The following is a 14,915-nucleotide window of genomic DNA, read 5'->3' on the forward strand; positions in this document are numbered from 1 at the left end:
CCGGGTAGCGACGCCGGTCAGCGGTTGTGTGGGGGAAACCCTGGGAGTGGGATCAGAACTCGTAGATCAGACCCGCGACGCCCAGCTTGTCGGTGTCGCTTTCGGCGAACGTTTTGCCGTCAGTGGCCTTGCGATCAAGGTCGCCGTACTCGGCAAAGATCACTACATCGCTGGCGATTTCGTAGTTGATACCAGCTGCCGTCTGCGTGTTCGAGTCACCGTTGCTGGGATCAACGCTCTGGGCCGCCCCGTAGAGGTCACCGCCGCCGTAGTTGTAGGAAAGCGCGATAGCCGTGTAATCGGTGTCATTACCAGCCTGATCGTTCTCCTGGGCAAAACGAGCACTCGCCTCGAGACGGTCACTCAGCTGGGCCACTGCAGCGATGCCGACCACGTGGTCCTGCGACTTGAAGTCATCGCTTTCAGTGGAATCCTCTGAGCCGCGGCTGTCGTAAGCAGCTGCGATGGCGACCGGGCCGAAGTCATACTCGGCCGCCGCGATCAGGCTGATTTCTGCACTCTCACCACCGTCACGATTGTTGTGACGACCCTGCAGCCGGAATGAGAACCCATCCATGTCGGGGCTGTAATAGGTGAGCATGCTGTCTTCCTCGGTCAGGCTGGCGCCGTCCAGCGAAGCATTCTCAAACGGATCCACCGCGTCAGAGATGAGGTCCTCGAAGACGTTATCGCTGGCACCGATCGCCACTTCACCAAAGTCGCCGACAAACCCGAGGATGCTGCCGTCGCGGCTTACAGTGTCGCTATTTCCGAGCGTGTTGTACTCAAACTCCGCCTCGGCAAACGCCGTGATGCCATTGCCCAGATCCCGGGTACCGCCGATGACGACTTTCGACCCGTCATCTTTGAAGTCCGTGTCGTTTTCGCCGTTTGTTTTCTTCTCGTACAGGTAGTTGAGGACCACTTCGCCGCCCAGGGTCAGTGTGGTGTTCTCGGAGACTTCGAAATCGGCGGCCTGGGCGCCGGCGGAGGCCATGCCGGCCGCGACCAGAAGGGCCAGTTTGGGTGCGTGCTTCATCACTTGAATCCTCGTTTGATTGTGGCGTTGCGTTGACGCGACAGCCGCGGCGTCCGCCGCTGCCCCGACTGGCGATGACAATGCCGGGGCAATGTGACGAGGCGATGAGGATTCAGTGACAGATCAGTGGCGGTTCAATGACAGGACGATGGCATTTGGATGACAGCCGTGGTGAAGACGCAACAGGGCGTTCACAGCGACTCGCTGAGGCGGTCCTTGAGCTCGGCGGCGGTGGCCGCCTTCGGCAGGCAGGCCCGGGCGCGGCACACCCACGCGCCGCTGCCCTCGACCGGCGCGGCGCCGGCACGCTGGCCGTCCCCGGGGGTCAGCACCAGCCGGCCCGGGGCGAAGCCGCCCTCGGCGACGTCGCGCAGGGCCTGGCGCGTTGGCGTGTCCCCGCGGATCACCACCAGCGCCGGGGGGACGAGCTGCTCATCCAGGGCATCCAGCAGGGTGCAGTGCGCCGCCGGTGCCTGCTCGATGCTCTCGGCAGCCGCCATCAGCGTGCGCTCGGCGGCATCCAGGTAGCGCGGCTCGCCCAGCCAGTGCCCCAGTCGGTTGAGCGCCAGCGCCGCAATGCCATTGCCGGCGGGCAGGGCATCGTCGGTCCAGCGCCGGGGCCGCTGGATGAGGGGGGCATGGTCGCGGGCGGTCAGATAGAAGCCGCCGACGGCCGCATCCTCGAAGCCCTCAAGCAGGGCATCGGCCAGTGAGCGCGACCACGCCGTGCGGGCATCGGACCAGCGCGCCTGCTGGAGCTCGATGAGGGCATCCAGCAGGAAGGCGTGATCGTCGAGGAAGGTCAACGCGCCGCGCGCCTGCAGTGCCGCCTCGGTGCGCTCGGCGGCATCGATGAGGTGCGGCAGGTCGAGGAAGCGCCCGGCCCGCGCCAGGGAACGGATCATCAGCGCATTCCAGGCGGTCAGCACCTTGTCGTCGCGGCCCGGCCGCGGGCGCTGGTCGCGGGCATCACGGAGTTTCTGCTGCGCCGACTTCCAACGGGCCACCAGGACGTCGCGCGGGGTGTGCAGGGCCTTGGCCAGTTCTGAGAAGGCCATATGCACCTGCGGGTGCCAGCGCCCGTCAAAGTTGGGTTTTTCATCCAGGCCCAGTCGCCGGATCACCAGCTCCGCCTCGTCGGCACTGAGCACCGCCCGCATCTGCTCGGGCGTCCATAGATAGAACGCGCCTTCGCCCCCGGCGCTGTCGGCGTCCAGCGAGGTGGCGAAGCCGCCGCCCGGCTGTTCCATTTCGCGCAGCGCCCACTCGGCGGTCTCCCGGGCAATGCGGCGGAAGAACCGATCGCCGGTGGCCTGGAAGGCGTCGCTGGCGACACCGATCAGCAGGGCGTTGTCGCTGAGCATTTTCTCAAAATGCGGGATCCGCCATTCGGCATCCACGCTGTAGCGCGCAAAGCCACCGCCGATCTGGTCATAGATGCCGCCCAGCGCCATCCGCCGCAGGCTGTGGCAGGCCATGTGCAGGGCGCCGCGGTCGGGCTCACCGCGCTGCTGGCCGCGGGCATAGGTGCGCAGCAGCCGCTCGAGGGTCATGGGCTGCGGGAACTTGGGCGCCGGGCCGAACCCGCCGTGGGCCGGGTCGAAGCGCTCGCCCAGCTGCTGGCGGGCGGTGTCGAGCACGCCGGCATCGGGCAGGGCAGTGCGCGGCGTGACCGTGCCCAGCCGATCCAGCACGCGCTTGAGATCGGCGTTCTGCTCGTGGATCTCGTCGCGGTGGTCGCGCCACACCCGGGTGATGCGATCCATGACATCGCCAAAGCCGGGCATGCCCTGGCTGGCCTTGGCGGGGAAGTAGGTCCCGGCAAAAAACGGCATCTGATCGGGGGTCAGGAAGACGGTCAGCGGCCAGCCACCGCCGCGGCCCACCAACAGCTGATGGGCGGTCTGGTAGATGTGGTCAAGATCGGGGCGCTCCTCGCGGTCGACCTTGATGTTGATGAACCCGTGATTCATCTGATCGGCGATGGCCGGATCCTCGAAGCACTCATGCGCCATGACATGGCACCAGTGACAGGCCGAATAGCCGATGGACAGCAGGATCGGCCGGTCCTGATCGCGGGCGGCGGCCAGCGCGGTGTCGTCCCACGGCTGCCAGTGCACCGGGTTGTCGGCGTGCTGGCGCAGGTAGGGGCTGCTCGCCGCGCCCAGTCGATTGCTGGTGAGGGGTGATTCGGCCATGGCATGATCCCGACAGACAGTGATAACGCGGGCTGGATGCTATCATCCTCGCCATCAACGGGTCTCGACGCACAGGAACGGGCACTCATGCGGATCGATGGGGCAACCGGACGGGTTGCCGAGGCGGCCTTTGTGGCATCGCCCAATCAGGGCGAGCGACCGCCCGGTCAGGCGCCGGAGCTGATTGTGGTGCATGGCATCAGCCTGCCCGCCGGCCAGTTCGGCGGCGGTCATATTACCGAGCTGTTCACCAATCGGCTCAACACCCGCGGTGACGCGCGCTTCGATTACCTGGCCGGCGTGCGGGTATCCGCCCATGTGCTGATCGCCCGGGACGGCGGGCTGACCCAGTATGTCGCGTTTGACCGGCGCGCCTGGCATGCCGGCGAGTCGGTGTTCGAGGGGCGGCGCGACTGCAATGATTTCTCCATTGGCATCGAGCTGGAGGGCACGGACACCCAGCCCTACCGGCCGATTCAGTATGACCGGCTTGAGGCGCTGATCCGCGGGCTGCGGGCGACCTATCCGGCCATCGGCGCGGACCGCGTGGTGGGGCACTGCCATATCGCCCCCGGGCGCAAGAGCGATCCCGGTCCCGGATTTGACTGGCAGCGCCTGGCCCGCAACCTCGAGATCCGCTGCCCGATCACCCAGCGCCGGGCGCTCACCCTGTGAAGCTGCTTGCCCTGATTGCCGCACTGCTCATCAACAGCCGCCTGCCACCCGGGGGCTGGCGCAGTGCGCGGGGGTTCTTTCGCTACAGTGCCTGGCTGCAGCCGCGGCTGATGCGCCTGCGCGCCTGGGACCATGGCCTGGGCGTGGCGCTGGTGCTGCTGCCGCCGCTACTGCCGGTGGCGATCCTGCAGTGGAGCCTGGGTGGCGCGCTGTTCGGCGGCGTGGGGCTGGTGCTGAGCGTGGCCGCACTGTGCTTTGCGTTTGGCGGGGGCGAGCCCCTCGAGGCCGAGGTGGCGGCGTTCACCGCGGCCTGGCGGCGCGGGGACATCGCCGCCGCCGAGACCGCCTTGAAGGCGCTGGCCGGGGGGCGGGACGAGCCGATGGCCTTCGAGGCCATGCCCGAGGCGGCGGCGGGGCATCTGATGCTGCGCGCCCGGACGCGCTTGTTTGCGCCGGTGTTCTGGTTTGTGCTGCTGGGCCCGGTGGGCGCGTTCGGCTATCGACTGGCGGTGCTGGCGCGGGCGTTCGGCGACTGCCAGGACAATGCCGGTCCCGGCTACTGCGGGCGTGCAACGCGCCTGGTGGCGGGACTGGACTGGCTGCCCGACCGGCTGATGGCGCTGACACTGGCGCTGGCGGGCCACTTCAGTGCGGCCTGGACGGTCTGGGAATCTGAGGCGGCGGCGGGCGCACCGCGGCGCCTGGCGGAAACCGGCATGGCGGCTCTGGGTGTGCCGCTGGCCAACGCCCCCCGCGATCTGACCGCCGACGCTGTGGACGATGCCTATGCGCTGCTGCGGCGGACGGTTTATGTGTGGCTGGCCCTGGTGGCGGCGGGCGTGCTGCTGATCATCGGCTGAGCCGCCGGGCCCCCGCTGGAACGATCGCTAGACGACCATGACCGGGCAGTGCGCCCCGCCCGCCACACGGTGGGCAACGCTGCCCAGCAGCATACTGGTCTCGTCGGTGGTGCCCTGGGCGCCGATCACGATCAGGTCACACTCGCGCTGGCGGGCGAACTGGACGATGGTGCTCGCCGGCCGCCCGCCCTTGACGAACGCCCGCACCCGATCGCGGGGGACGTGGTGGTCGATGATCGACTGCTTGGCCGACATGGCGATGTCGGTGGCGTATTCCTTGAGCGCGTCGTCGGGCATGGTCATGCGCTTTGGCCGGACCATGGACAGCGAGGCCTCGCGCAGGCTGTGGTGCTTGAACACACACAGCACGAACACCTCGGCGTCGGTCAGTCGCTGCAGGCCGATCACCGTATGCAGCGCCGACATCGCGCCGCTCGAACCATCCACGGGCACCAGGATTCGGTTGAATAACGCCATACGCCGCCTCTAGTTGAACATCAGGTCGCGCAGTCCCAGGGCGATCTGCGGGAACATGATCAAAAGGGCCGCCGAGAACACCAGCATAAGGACAAACGGCGGTGTCCCCCGAATGACCTCCATATAGGGTCGCTTGAAGATCGCGATGGCCGTGAAGATATCGCAGCCGAACGGCGGTGTCGCCGATCCGATCGCCACCTGCAGCGTGATCAGGATGCCCACCAGCACCGGGTCGAGCCCGGTGGCCTCGATGGCTGGCATGAAGATCGGGGTCAGCACCAGGATGACCACGATGGGGTCGACGAACATACAGGCGATGAAAAACGCCACGCAGATCGCGATCAGTACGCCCACGGGTCCGGCTTCGTTGATGCCGACGGCGCCGAGCACTGCCTCGGGGATCTGGGCGAACGAGATGATCCAGGAAAATCCGTTGCCCGCGCCCACCAGGATGAACACCACCGCGGTGATCAGGCCCGTGGACTTGGCGATGGCCCAGATCTCGCTGGCCTTGAGCGAGCGGAAGATCACGAACTCAAGGATCAGTGCGTAGAGCACGCAGACCGCGGCGGCCTCGGTGGGGCTGAACACGCCGCCGTAGATGCCGCCGACGATGATCACCGGAAAGCCGAGCGGCCAGAGTGCATGGCGCACCGCTGCCAGGCGCTCGCCCCAGCTGGCCTTGTCCTCGGTGGGGACGTCCTTGATGTGGGCATAGATGATGCAGTAGACCGAGAACATCGTGAGGATCATCAGCCCCGGGCCGATGCCCGCGATGAACAGCTCGCCGATGGAGGTCTCGGAGATCACGCCGTAGACGATCATGCCGATGCTCGGCGGGATCAGGAACGCGATGTCACTGGCGTTGATGATCAGCGCGAGCGTGAACGGGTCCTTGTAGCCGGCCTTGAGCATCCGCGGCCGCAGCGGTGAGCCGATGGCCACCACCGTTGCCTGGGTGGAGCCCGAGACCGCGCCGAACAGCGTGCAGGAGGCGGCGGTGCTGACCGCCAGGCCGCCCTTGATATGGCCGATGAAGCTCATGACCATGTTGATCAGGCGCTCGGCGGAATGCCCCCGGGTCATGATGTCGGCGGCGAGGATGAACATCGGCACCGCGATCAGCGACGCCGGCCGGATCCCCGCGAGCATCTGCTGGATGAGGGTCTCCATCTGCCCGAAGCCGCCGAACATCATGGTGAAGCCGATCACCGCCCCGGCGATCAGCGGCACCATCATGGGGAATCCCAGCAGCAGCAGGATCACCATGGCGCTGAACATGATGATGCTCATGGCCTAGACCTCGGTCTCGGTGTCGCGGTAGCCGTCGATGACGGCGGTGGACAGGTAGACGTCCTTCTCGCGGATGTTCTTGATGGCGGTGAGCAGGTACTGGATGGCGGTGATCCCCAGCCCCAGCGGCACCCAGACGTAGACCGTCCAGATGGGGAAGCCGAGTGCCGGCAGTACCCGACCGCTGTCGCGGACGTCGATGATGTACCACACCGAGAAGTAGAGCAGGAAGAACATCGTCGCCGAGGTGACCAGGGCGATGATGATCATCGCGACCTTGCGCCCGCCGACGGGGAATGCGTCGTAGATGGCCGACATGCGGATGTGGCGGCCGTGGCGCGCCGCGTAGCCGATGCCCGCGAACGTGATCAGGATGATCAGGATCCGGTTGATTTCGCCGGAAAAGGAAATGCTCTGACCCAGCGCGAAGCGCCCCACCACGTTGGCGATGGTGTTGGTGGCCATGAGCAGCACGCCCGAGGCCAGGATGACGGCCTCCAGTCGTGCGAGAAAGGTGTCGAGCAGGCCAAGTGGGCCCGGCAGGTCCGAGCGATAGGCCCGTTCCGCTGCTTCGTCTTCGGCGTTCATGCCCGCTCCGCCTCCTCGATCACTGGTTAATAAAGGGGGCGACCCGCCACGCGGGCCGCCCCGGGGCTGACTGGCGATCAGTCAGTCAGGGTCTCAGTTGGACTGGACTTCTTCGAGATCGGCCTTGAACTGCTCGAGCAGCGCTTCGCCATCCTCGCCGGTCATCTCGAGATACGCCTGCTCGACCTGCGGCGCCTGGGCCTTGAAGGCCTCGATCTGCTCGTCGGTGAGACGTGTCACGGTGACCTCGTCGGAGTCCTCGCGGATCTTCTCAAGCGACTCGTCGGCCAGACCCTGGATGTGCTCCATGGTGTGGTCATAAGCCACATTGGCCGCCTCGCGGATCATCTGCTGATCGCTGTCCGACAGGCCTTCGAAGAAGTCCTGGTTGGCCATCGACGCCGTCACGAACCAGCCGTGACCGGTGAACGTCAGATGCGGCGAGACCTCGTAGAGGCCGCCCGACTCGATCCAGAAGATCGGGTTCTCCTGACCGTCGATCACGCCGGTCTGCAGGCCACCATAGACCTCACCCCAGGGCAGGGGCGTCGGGCTGGCGCCGAAGGCGTCGTAGGTCTCGGAGAGCAGCGGGTTGGTCATGACCCGGATCTTCTTGTTGTTGAGATCCTCCGGGCTGGTGATCGGCTCGTCGGCGGTGACCACCATTTCGCCCTCGGGGTACATCTTCAGCAGCTCGAGGTCATGCTCGGCATAGAGCTCGGGGAACATCTCGTTGATGGCCTCGCTCTCGTTGAAGAACTCGAGCACGGTCTGCTCGTCGGTGGGCAGCAGGTAGGGCACGAAGAAGATCTGTGCCGGTGGCAGCCAGGCGCCACTGAAGCCCGGCGACTGGTTGACGAACTCGAGGATGCCGGACTGGGCCTGCTCCATGATGTCGTCGGACTCGCCCAGCTCGCCAAAGCGGTAGATCTCGAGGGTGTGATCGGAGTTGGCCTCGATGTAGTCCTTGAAGGCCACGGCGTAGACGTCCTGCACGTCGCCTTCATACTCCTCGTGCGCATAGCGCCAGGTGTCGGCGAAGGCGGCCGTGGACAGGCCGAGGGCGAGCGCACCGGCGGCGGTACGCGTGAAAAGCGCGGATGACTTCATGAATGAGTCTCCTTGTTGCTGTTTCGGGTGACGGCAGAATGCCGCGCACTTGCCGATTACCAGCCGTCACTGATGTGACAGACCCGTTAAAGCTATCCCGCGCTGTTCGCGGGGGTCAAGTCAGTGGCATATGCTTTAAAATGGCGCGAATCATGCACGATCATGGCGCGTTATTACCGTTATCCGGCGCCCGTCGCGGCACCTCCGGCAGTTCGCTGCGACGCGGAAAGCGCCCGCCGCGGTAGGCCCGGGTCTGCATCCGCACCGTGGCCGTGGTCACCAGTGGCAGCCGCCCGGTGGCCAGCATGGCACGCTCCCGCGCGCCGTACGCCGAAGTCCAGCGCGTGGCGGTGCGCAGGGCCTGGAGAATGAATGCACCGGCATAGGGCACTTCAAGGGCGTAGCCGTAGGTGGCCCGGACCCGTAGCAGGGTGGCGTCCTGGAGGCTGATGCCGCTGCGCCGGCCGATGCCGCTGGGCGCACGATCGAGGTGGCGGAACGGCAGATAGACCTTGCCGTTGGCGTCCCGCTGGCCGTGGTCGGCAAACGCCTCGCGGGTCGGGTTAAGAATGTGCAGCGCGAGGTTGAGCCGGGCATCGGGCATGGCCCGGGTGAAAAAGGCCGTCTCGAACCCGGTGGCCGTGGCGTCTTTGAGATGCAGCGGGACGATGGCGCGGGCAAAGGCATTGCGCATGGGGCCCGTCTCGGCATTGGCGAGGGCCCCGGTCCGCGTCGCCATCAGGGTGGCGTGATCGACCACGGCCCGGGCCTGATGGATGAGCGCCCACTGGGTGATCGACAGGCCCAGCACCAGTACAACCGGCAGGGCGATCACCGTTTCCAGCATGATGCTGCCGGTGATGCGCCCGCTGCCGCTTGCGGTGGACCGGCCTGCGCGTCGGCGCATGCTCAGGGCCGGGTTATGACGGATGGGTCGCTATTGAGTGGTGGAGGTGGAACGGCAGCTGGCCGGGGCGTATTGAGCGGGGAGGCCATTGGTGTCGGGGATCTCGCAGTTCCAGGCGAGGGCGTTGTTCGAGGTGTCCGGTACGAAGTTCAGCAGGGTATCTATCGCAGCAGAGTCTCCGATATCGCCAAATTCGATCTCAATAGTCCCCTGAGTTTGTCCCGGCACCGCATCCCCGTGAATAGAAAGATCCTTGATCACGTCTGTTGCATAATCGGTCCCCGTCGCTAGGCCCGCCTCCGCATTACTGGTCGGCAACTCGCCATTCGCATAGTAGTAATCCGCCACACTCGTCTTGGCGGCGCCGGCGGCGGTGAGGGCCTCGGTGACCTTCGCCCGCACCGTGTAGTCCGAGTAGGCCGGTACGGCCACCGCCGCCAGGATGCCGATGATCGCGACCACGATCATCAGCTCGATCAGGGTGAAGCCCTTCTGTCGCATTCGCATGGGAAACCTCCATTGTCATGCTCAGGCCAGACTGCGGCCTGCCGGTCCATTCAGCCCCAGGTGCCGGTGCCGATCTGCGCGCCGGGTCACACAACCGAGCCGCCCGGCGGATGCGCCGGACGAATGGCGGTCATCACGGGGTAGCTGATCTTTTGAATCGGTGCGTTTAATCGTGGAGAATGTCGGCACTTTTATTGGAGGAGGCGGAGCGTCCATGAACCTTCACGAATTTCAGGCGAAGCACATCTTCAGCCAGTTCGGTATTCCCATCCCCCGGGGCTTCGTGGCCCGCTCCGCGGCCGAGGCCCGCTCCGCTGCGCAGGAGCTGGGCGGTTCGGTGCAGGTGGTCAAGGCGCAGGTCCACGCCGGCGGCCGCGGCAAGGCCGGTGGCGTCAAGCTGGCCAAGAGCATTGACGAGGTGGGCGAGTACACCGAGGCCATGCTCGGCACCCGGCTGGTCACCCATCAGACCGATGAGCAGGGCATGCCGATCAACGCGGTGATGGTCGAAGAAGGCCTGGACATCGCCCGCGAGATTTATCTCGGCGCCCTGGTCGACCGGGCCAGCAAGCGAGTCGTGTTCATGGGCTCCGCCGCCGGCGGCATGGACATCGAGGAGGTGGCCGCCACCGAGCCGGAGAAGATCGTGACCGTTCGGGTCAATCCCGTCGCCGGTCTGCAGCCCTATCAGTGCCGCCAGATGGGCTTTGCGCTGGGCCTGACGCCCGCCCAGATCAAGCAGCTGACGCAGATCATGAAGGGCCTGTACCGCTGCTTCGAGGACCGCGACCTCAGCCTCATCGAGATCAATCCGCTGATCGTCACCGCGGATGATTCACTGCTGGCGCTGGACGCTAAGATCAACGTCGATGACAACGCCATCGAGGTCAACCGCCAGCCCGAGATCGCCGACATGCGCGATCTGAGCCAGGAGGACGAGACCGAGGTGCAGGCCGCCGAGCACGGCCTCAACTACATCACCCTCGACGGCAACATCGGCTGCATGGTCAACGGCGCGGGGCTCGCCATGGCCACCATGGATGTCATCAAGCTGCACGGCGGCGAGCCGGCCAACTTTCTGGACGTGGGCGGCGGCACCAATAAGGAGCGCGTCACCGAGGCGTTCAAGATCATCTCCGCCAGCCCCGATGTGCAGGGCATTCTGGTGAATATCTTCGGGGGCATCGTGCGCTGCGACATGATCGCCGAGGGCGTGATCGCCGCGGTTAAGGAAGTGGGGGTCAACGTCCCGGTGGTGGTGCGGCTCGAGGGCACCAATGTCGAGCAGGGCAAACAGCTGCTCGCTGAAAGCGGTCTCGATATCATCCCCGCCGATGACCTGACCGACGGCGCAGACAAGGTGGTCGGCGCGGTCAGCGCCTGATCCCGCAACCCGGACTAACGACGAGGAATACACATGAGCATTCTGGTGGACAAGCACACCAAGGTCATCGTCCAGGGCTTCACCGGGAAGCAGGGCACCTTTCACGCCGAGCAGTGCATTGCCTACGGCACCAACATCGTCGGTGGCACCACGCCGGGCCGTGGCGGCGAGACGCATCTTGACCGGCCGGTGTTCAACACCGTGCGCGATGCAGTGGACGGCACCGGGGCCGACGCCTCGATGATCTATGTGCCGGCCGCGTTCGCCGCCGACGCGATCCTCGAGGCCGCCGAGGCGGGCATCAAGGTCATCGCCTGCATCACCGAGGGCATTCCCGTGCTGGACATGCTCAAGGTGAAAGCGGCGCTGGACTTCTACGACGCCACGCTGATCGGTCCCAACTGCCCCGGCATCATCACCCCGGATCAGTGCAAGATCGGCATCATGCCGGGCCATATCCACAAGGCGGGGTCCATCGGCATCGTCTCGCGCTCGGGCACGCTGACTTACGAGGCGGTCAAGCAGACCACCGACATCGGCATGGGCCAGAGCACCTGTGTGGGCATCGGCGGCGATCCGATCCAGGGCATGAGCTTCATCGATGTGATCTCGCGCTTCGAGGCCGACCGCCACACCAAGGGCATCGTCATGGTGGGCGAGATCGGCGGCACCGCCGAGGAAGAGGCCGCGGAGTATATCCAGGCCAACGTGCGCAAGCCGGTGATCGCCTATATCGCCGGTGTCACGGCGCCGCCCGGCAAGCGCATGGGTCATGCCGGTGCGATCATCAGTGGTGGCAAGGGCACCGCGGCGGATAAGTTCGGCGCCCTCGAGCGCGCCGGCGTGGCCACGGTTCGCTCGCCGGCGGAGATCGGTCAGCGCGTGAGCGACGCCTTTACCGGATGAATCAGCACCTGCGGCTGGTCATGGCCCAGCTCAACCTGCTGGTCGGCGATGTCGCAGGCAACACCGATGCGGTCATCGCAGCCGCCACCCGGGCGCGGGACGACCTGGGTGCGCGGTTGGTGTGCTTTCCGGAGCTGACGCTGACCGGCTATCCGCCGGATGATCTGCTGCTGCGGCCCGACTTCATCGCCGCCGTCGATCACGGCCTGGGCCGCATCGCCGAGGCAGCCCGGGGCATCACTGTGATCGTGGGCGCCCCGCAGCTTGCCGATGGCCATCTCTACAACGCCGCCTGCGTGATCCGCGACGGCGCGGTGCAGGCCTGCTACGCCAAGCAGGAGCTGCCCACCTATGGCGTATTCGACGATCTGCGCTATTTCACACCGGGGACGTCGCCCTGTGTGATCGACGTCGACGGCTGCCGGGTGGGCGTGACCATCTGTGAGGACGCCTGGCACCGCGGGCCGGTCAACCAGGCGGCGGGGGCCGGCGCGGATGTGGTGGTCAACCTGAACGCCTCACCGTTCGATCACTATAAAAGCGCCGCCCGTGAGTCGGTGCTGCGCGACCGCGTCGCCGAGACCGGTTTGCCCATCCTCTACTGCAACATGGCCGGTGGTCAGGACGAGGTCGTCTATGACGGCGGCTCCTGCGCGTTCGACGGCAACGGCGATCTGATGGTGCGCGCGCCACACTTCGACACGGGCCTGCATCCGGTGGATGTCGAGTGCATCCATGGCCGCTGGACACCGCTGGAGGGGGCCATCGAGCCATCGCTCTCGCCCGAGGCGGTGGTCTATGAGGCCCTGGTCTGGGGGGTGCGCGACTATGTCGAGAAAAACGGCTTCCCGAGCGTGGTGATCGGTCTGTCCGGCGGCGTCGACTCGGCGCTGGTGACCTGCATCGCCGCCGACGCGCTGGGCCCGGACCGGGTGCACTGCCTGATGATGCCCACCCGCTACACCGCCGATATGAGTCAGACCGATGCCGCCGGGCTGGCCGACGCGCTGGGCGTTCGCTACGACACGCTGGCCATCGAGTCGGTGTTCGATGGCTTCTGCGCCACGCTGGCGCCGGTGTTTGGTGACCGGCCCGTGGATGTCACCGAGGAGAATCTGCAGTCGCGGATCCGCGGGACGATGCTGATGGCGGTGTCCAACAAGCTGGGCGGTCTGGTGCTGGCGCCGGGCAATAAAAGCGAAATGGCGGTGGGCTACTCCACGCTCTATGGCGACATGGTGGGCGGGTTCTCGCCGCTCAAGGACATCTTCAAGACCGAGGTGTACCGCCTGGCCGCCTATCGCAACGCCGACGCCCCGGTCATCCCCGAGCGGATCCTGACCCGCGCACCGAGCGCCGAGCTTGCCCCCGATCAGAAGGACAGCGACAGCCTGCCGGATTACGCCGAGCTCGACACCATCCTCGCCGCCTATGTCGAGGACGATGCCAGCGTCGAGGATCTGGTGGGTCAGGGGCATGACCGCGAGACGGTGGCCAAGGTGGTCAAGCTGCTGCACCGCAACGAGTACAAGCGCCGTCAGGCGGCGCCGGGGGTCAAGGTGACCACCAAGGCATTCGGCCGCGACCGGCGCTATCCGATCACCTCCGGGTTCGGTCGTCAGCCGGGCGGACCGGGCGCCTGATACACTCACGCCTCCAGCCAACAGCGGAGCATTGGAATGAAGAAAATCGAGGCCATCATCAAGCCGTTCAAGCTCGATGACGTGCGCGAGGCCATCGCCGAAGTGGGCATCACCGGCATGACGGTGACCGAGGTGAAGGGGTTTGGCCGGCAGAAGGGCCACACCGAGCTTTATCGCGGGGCGGAGTACGTCGTGGACTTCCTGCCCAAGATGCGCGTCGAGGTGGTGGTGGCCGACGACCAGGTCGAGCGCGTGGTCGAGGCCATCGTGGCGGCGGCCAATACCGGCAAGATCGGTGACGGCAAGGTATTCGTCACGCCGGTGGAGCAGGCCGTGCGGATCCGTACCAGCGATTCCGGCGAACAGGCGCTCTGATCGCGAACGCCGTCCGCGGCGGTTAGAAGCCGCTGGAGGCGGCTAGAGGCCGCCGCCCATCGGGCCACCCATTCCGCCTGAGCCGCCTGAGGGGCCTTCGGACGTGGGGGCGGGTGGCACTTCCATCGTCTCTTCCTCGTAGAGTGTCGGCGTGTCGGGGATGCGGTCCCCAGCATCGCGGTCGGTCTCGCGCTGGGCCGTGCGCACGCCATCAGCCAGGGCATCCAGACCGAGGCGCTGGTAGGCGGTGCCAAGCAGGTCGGTGGCTGGCTTGACCGCGGCGGTGCCCTCAAAGGCCTCGATCACGGTGATGGCCCGCCGGGCGGCGGCCACCCAGGCATCGCGATCGGCATAAAAGCGCGCCACGCTCAACTGGAACTCCGCGCCTTCGGCGTACAGCACATCCAGTCTTCCGCGCGCCATGTCGGTGTACTCGCTGTCGGGATAGTCCTCGATCAGTGTGGTGTAGGCGGCGAAGGCCTGGCGCCTCGGGACCGGGTCGCGCAGGACGTCGTTGATGCCCACCCAGTCCTTGACCGGCCCGCGGTTTTTCTCCTCAAGCGCGAGGCCCTGCATATACCAGCTGTAGGGCACGGCGCGGTGGCGCGGGTTGATGCGCCGGAAGCGTTCGGCGGCGGCCACGGTGGAGGCTACTTCGCCGGCCTGGTAGTAGGCGTGGATGATGTCGAGCTGGGCCTGGGTGGCGTAGAGCCCGAACGGGTACTGCGCCTGCAGCGACTCGAGCTCGCTGATGGCGGTCTGCCAGTCGTTGCGCCCGGCCGCCTCGCTGGCGGCTTCGTAGAGGGCCGCCGCCTCGGTGTTGTCGAGCCGGTTGGAGGTCTGCGTGTTGCCGGCGCAGCCCGCGAGCAGGCCGATAAGCAGTAGAATTGCGAGAAAGCGCGTCATGGCACCTGTATCCACCGTGTGTCTGATTCACCCAGTCTAGAGAAAAC

At 66.2% G+C, this 14,915-nt stretch carries 15 protein-coding genes; 6 read left to right on the forward strand and 9 right to left on the reverse strand.

Annotated elements, in window-relative coordinates; genetic code table 11:
• Nucleotides 1-52: 52 nt before the first annotated feature.
• Both BBH56_RS01065 and BBH56_RS01070 read right to left on the reverse strand, forming a co-directional pair.
• Nucleotides 53-1,039 carry a porin gene (locus tag BBH56_RS01065; RefSeq protein ID WP_148121643.1) on the reverse strand — a complete coding sequence of 329 codons (987 nt, stop codon included), beginning with the start codon at nt 1,037-1,039 and terminating at the stop codon, nt 53-55.
• 191 nt (nt 1,040-1,230) lie between these two features.
• On the reverse strand, nt 1,231-3,237 hold the full coding sequence (locus BBH56_RS01070) for a thioredoxin domain-containing protein (RefSeq protein ID WP_148121644.1): 2,007 nt from the start codon (nt 3,235-3,237) through the stop codon (nt 1,231-1,233).
• An 87-nt stretch (nt 3,238-3,324) separates the two neighbouring features.
• Here BBH56_RS01070 and ampD point away from each other — a divergent pair, with 87 nt between their 5' ends.
• Together ampD and ampE are read left to right on the forward strand one after the other, a co-directional pair.
• Nucleotides 3,325-3,912: a 1,6-anhydro-N-acetylmuramyl-L-alanine amidase AmpD gene (gene ampD, locus BBH56_RS01075; protein WP_110882578.1), complete on the forward strand. Its 588-nt coding sequence runs from the start codon at nt 3,325-3,327 to the stop codon at nt 3,910-3,912.
• Nucleotides 3,909-4,772, forward strand: a complete 864-nt coding sequence (ampE, locus tag BBH56_RS01080; protein ID WP_157809041.1) for a regulatory signaling modulator protein AmpE — start codon at nt 3,909-3,911, stop codon at nt 4,770-4,772. Before ampD ends, ampE begins: the two co-directional genes overlap by 4 nt.
• Nucleotides 4,773-4,799: 27 nt before the next feature.
• Here ampE and BBH56_RS01085 read toward each other — a convergent pair whose 3' ends face one another.
• From BBH56_RS01085 to BBH56_RS01110, 6 genes are all read right to left on the reverse strand, one after another.
• Complete coding sequence (locus BBH56_RS01085; RefSeq protein WP_144347164.1) at nt 4,800-5,249, reverse strand: universal stress protein; 450 nt, start codon at nt 5,247-5,249, stop codon at nt 4,800-4,802.
• A gap of 9 nt (nt 5,250-5,258) precedes the next feature.
• The gene (locus BBH56_RS01090; RefSeq protein WP_148121646.1) at nt 5,259-6,542 is read right to left on the reverse strand and encodes a TRAP transporter large permease; all 1,284 of its coding nucleotides are present in this window, start codon (nt 6,540-6,542) and stop codon (nt 5,259-5,261) included.
• Between the two features lie 3 nt (nt 6,543-6,545).
• The gene (locus tag BBH56_RS01095) at nt 6,546-7,130 is read right to left on the reverse strand and encodes a TRAP transporter small permease (protein WP_148121647.1); all 585 of its coding nucleotides are present in this window, start codon (nt 7,128-7,130) and stop codon (nt 6,546-6,548) included.
• 93 nt (nt 7,131-7,223) lie between these two features.
• Nucleotides 7,224-8,240: a TRAP transporter substrate-binding protein gene (locus BBH56_RS01100; protein WP_148121648.1), complete on the reverse strand. Its 1,017-nt coding sequence runs from the start codon at nt 8,238-8,240 to the stop codon at nt 7,224-7,226.
• Nucleotides 8,241-8,400: 160 nt separating this feature from the next.
• On the reverse strand, nt 8,401-9,147 hold the full coding sequence (locus BBH56_RS01105) for a TadE/TadG family type IV pilus assembly protein (RefSeq protein ID WP_148121649.1): 747 nt from the start codon (nt 9,145-9,147) through the stop codon (nt 8,401-8,403).
• Between the two features lie 30 nt (nt 9,148-9,177).
• The gene (locus BBH56_RS01110; RefSeq protein ID WP_148121650.1) at nt 9,178-9,654 is read right to left on the reverse strand and encodes a pilin; all 477 of its coding nucleotides are present in this window, start codon (nt 9,652-9,654) and stop codon (nt 9,178-9,180) included.
• A 214-nt stretch (nt 9,655-9,868) separates the two neighbouring features.
• Here BBH56_RS01110 and sucC point away from each other — a divergent pair, with 214 nt between their 5' ends.
• The 4 genes from sucC to BBH56_RS01130 are packed head-to-tail and all read left to right on the forward strand — an operon-like array spanning nt 9,869 to nt 13,962.
• Complete coding sequence (gene sucC, locus BBH56_RS01115; RefSeq protein WP_148121651.1) at nt 9,869-11,038, forward strand: ADP-forming succinate--CoA ligase subunit beta; 1,170 nt, start codon at nt 9,869-9,871, stop codon at nt 11,036-11,038.
• 33 nt (nt 11,039-11,071) lie between these two features.
• Nucleotides 11,072-11,944, forward strand: a complete 873-nt coding sequence (sucD, locus tag BBH56_RS01120) for a succinate--CoA ligase subunit alpha (protein WP_110882485.1) — start codon at nt 11,072-11,074, stop codon at nt 11,942-11,944.
• Nucleotides 11,941-13,587: an NAD+ synthase gene (locus BBH56_RS01125; RefSeq protein ID WP_148121652.1), complete on the forward strand. Its 1,647-nt coding sequence runs from the start codon at nt 11,941-11,943 to the stop codon at nt 13,585-13,587. Before sucD ends, BBH56_RS01125 begins: the two co-directional genes overlap by 4 nt.
• 36 nt (nt 13,588-13,623) lie before the next feature.
• Entirely contained in the window at nt 13,624-13,962 is a 339-nt protein-coding gene (locus BBH56_RS01130; RefSeq protein WP_110882487.1) for a P-II family nitrogen regulator, read from the forward strand.
• Between the two features lie 42 nt (nt 13,963-14,004).
• On the opposite strand, the gene BBH56_RS01135 is transcribed toward BBH56_RS01130, so the two are convergent.
• A complete protein-coding gene (locus tag BBH56_RS01135; RefSeq protein ID WP_148121653.1) occupies nt 14,005-14,868 on the reverse strand; it encodes an outer membrane protein assembly factor BamD in 864 nt (287 codons plus the stop codon).
• Nucleotides 14,869-14,915 lie beyond the last annotated feature (47 nt).

The sequence above is a fragment of the Spiribacter roseus genome (genome assembly GCF_002813635.1).
In the GTDB taxonomy this organism is placed as follows: Bacteria; Pseudomonadota; Gammaproteobacteria; order Nitrococcales; family Nitrococcaceae; genus Spiribacter; species Spiribacter roseus.

Bases quoted from the DNA above. Each gene is read 5' to 3' on its own strand.
- BBH56_RS01065 (WP_148121643.1), bottom strand. From the start codon at position 1,039: ATGAAGCACGCACCCAAACTGGCCCTTCTGGTCGCGGCCGGCATGGCC.
- BBH56_RS01070 (WP_148121644.1), bottom strand. From the start codon at position 3,237: ATGGCCGAATCACCCCTCACCAGCAATCGACTGGGCGCGGCGAGCAGC.
- ampD (WP_110882578.1), top strand. From the start codon at position 3,325: ATGCGGATCGATGGGGCAACCGGACGGGTTGCCGAGGCGGCCTTTGTG.
- BBH56_RS01085 (WP_144347164.1), bottom strand. From the start codon at position 5,249: ATGGCGTTATTCAACCGAATCCTGGTGCCCGTGGATGGTTCGAGCGGC.
- BBH56_RS01090 (WP_148121646.1), bottom strand. From the start codon at position 6,542: ATGAGCATCATCATGTTCAGCGCCATGGTGATCCTGCTGCTGCTGGGA.
- BBH56_RS01095 (WP_148121647.1), bottom strand. From the start codon at position 7,130: ATGAACGCCGAAGACGAAGCAGCGGAACGGGCCTATCGCTCGGACCTG.
- BBH56_RS01100 (WP_148121648.1), bottom strand. From the start codon at position 8,240: ATGAAGTCATCCGCGCTTTTCACGCGTACCGCCGCCGGTGCGCTCGCC.
- BBH56_RS01105 (WP_148121649.1), bottom strand. From the start codon at position 9,147: ATGCGCCGACGCGCAGGCCGGTCCACCGCAAGCGGCAGCGGGCGCATC.
- BBH56_RS01110 (WP_148121650.1), bottom strand. From the start codon at position 9,654: ATGCGAATGCGACAGAAGGGCTTCACCCTGATCGAGCTGATGATCGTG.
- sucC (WP_148121651.1), top strand. From the start codon at position 9,869: ATGAACCTTCACGAATTTCAGGCGAAGCACATCTTCAGCCAGTTCGGT.
- sucD (WP_110882485.1), top strand. From the start codon at position 11,072: ATGAGCATTCTGGTGGACAAGCACACCAAGGTCATCGTCCAGGGCTTC.
- BBH56_RS01125 (WP_148121652.1), top strand. From the start codon at position 11,941: ATGAATCAGCACCTGCGGCTGGTCATGGCCCAGCTCAACCTGCTGGTC.
- BBH56_RS01130 (WP_110882487.1), top strand. From the start codon at position 13,624: ATGAAGAAAATCGAGGCCATCATCAAGCCGTTCAAGCTCGATGACGTG.
- BBH56_RS01135 (WP_148121653.1), bottom strand. From the start codon at position 14,868: ATGACGCGCTTTCTCGCAATTCTACTGCTTATCGGCCTGCTCGCGGGC.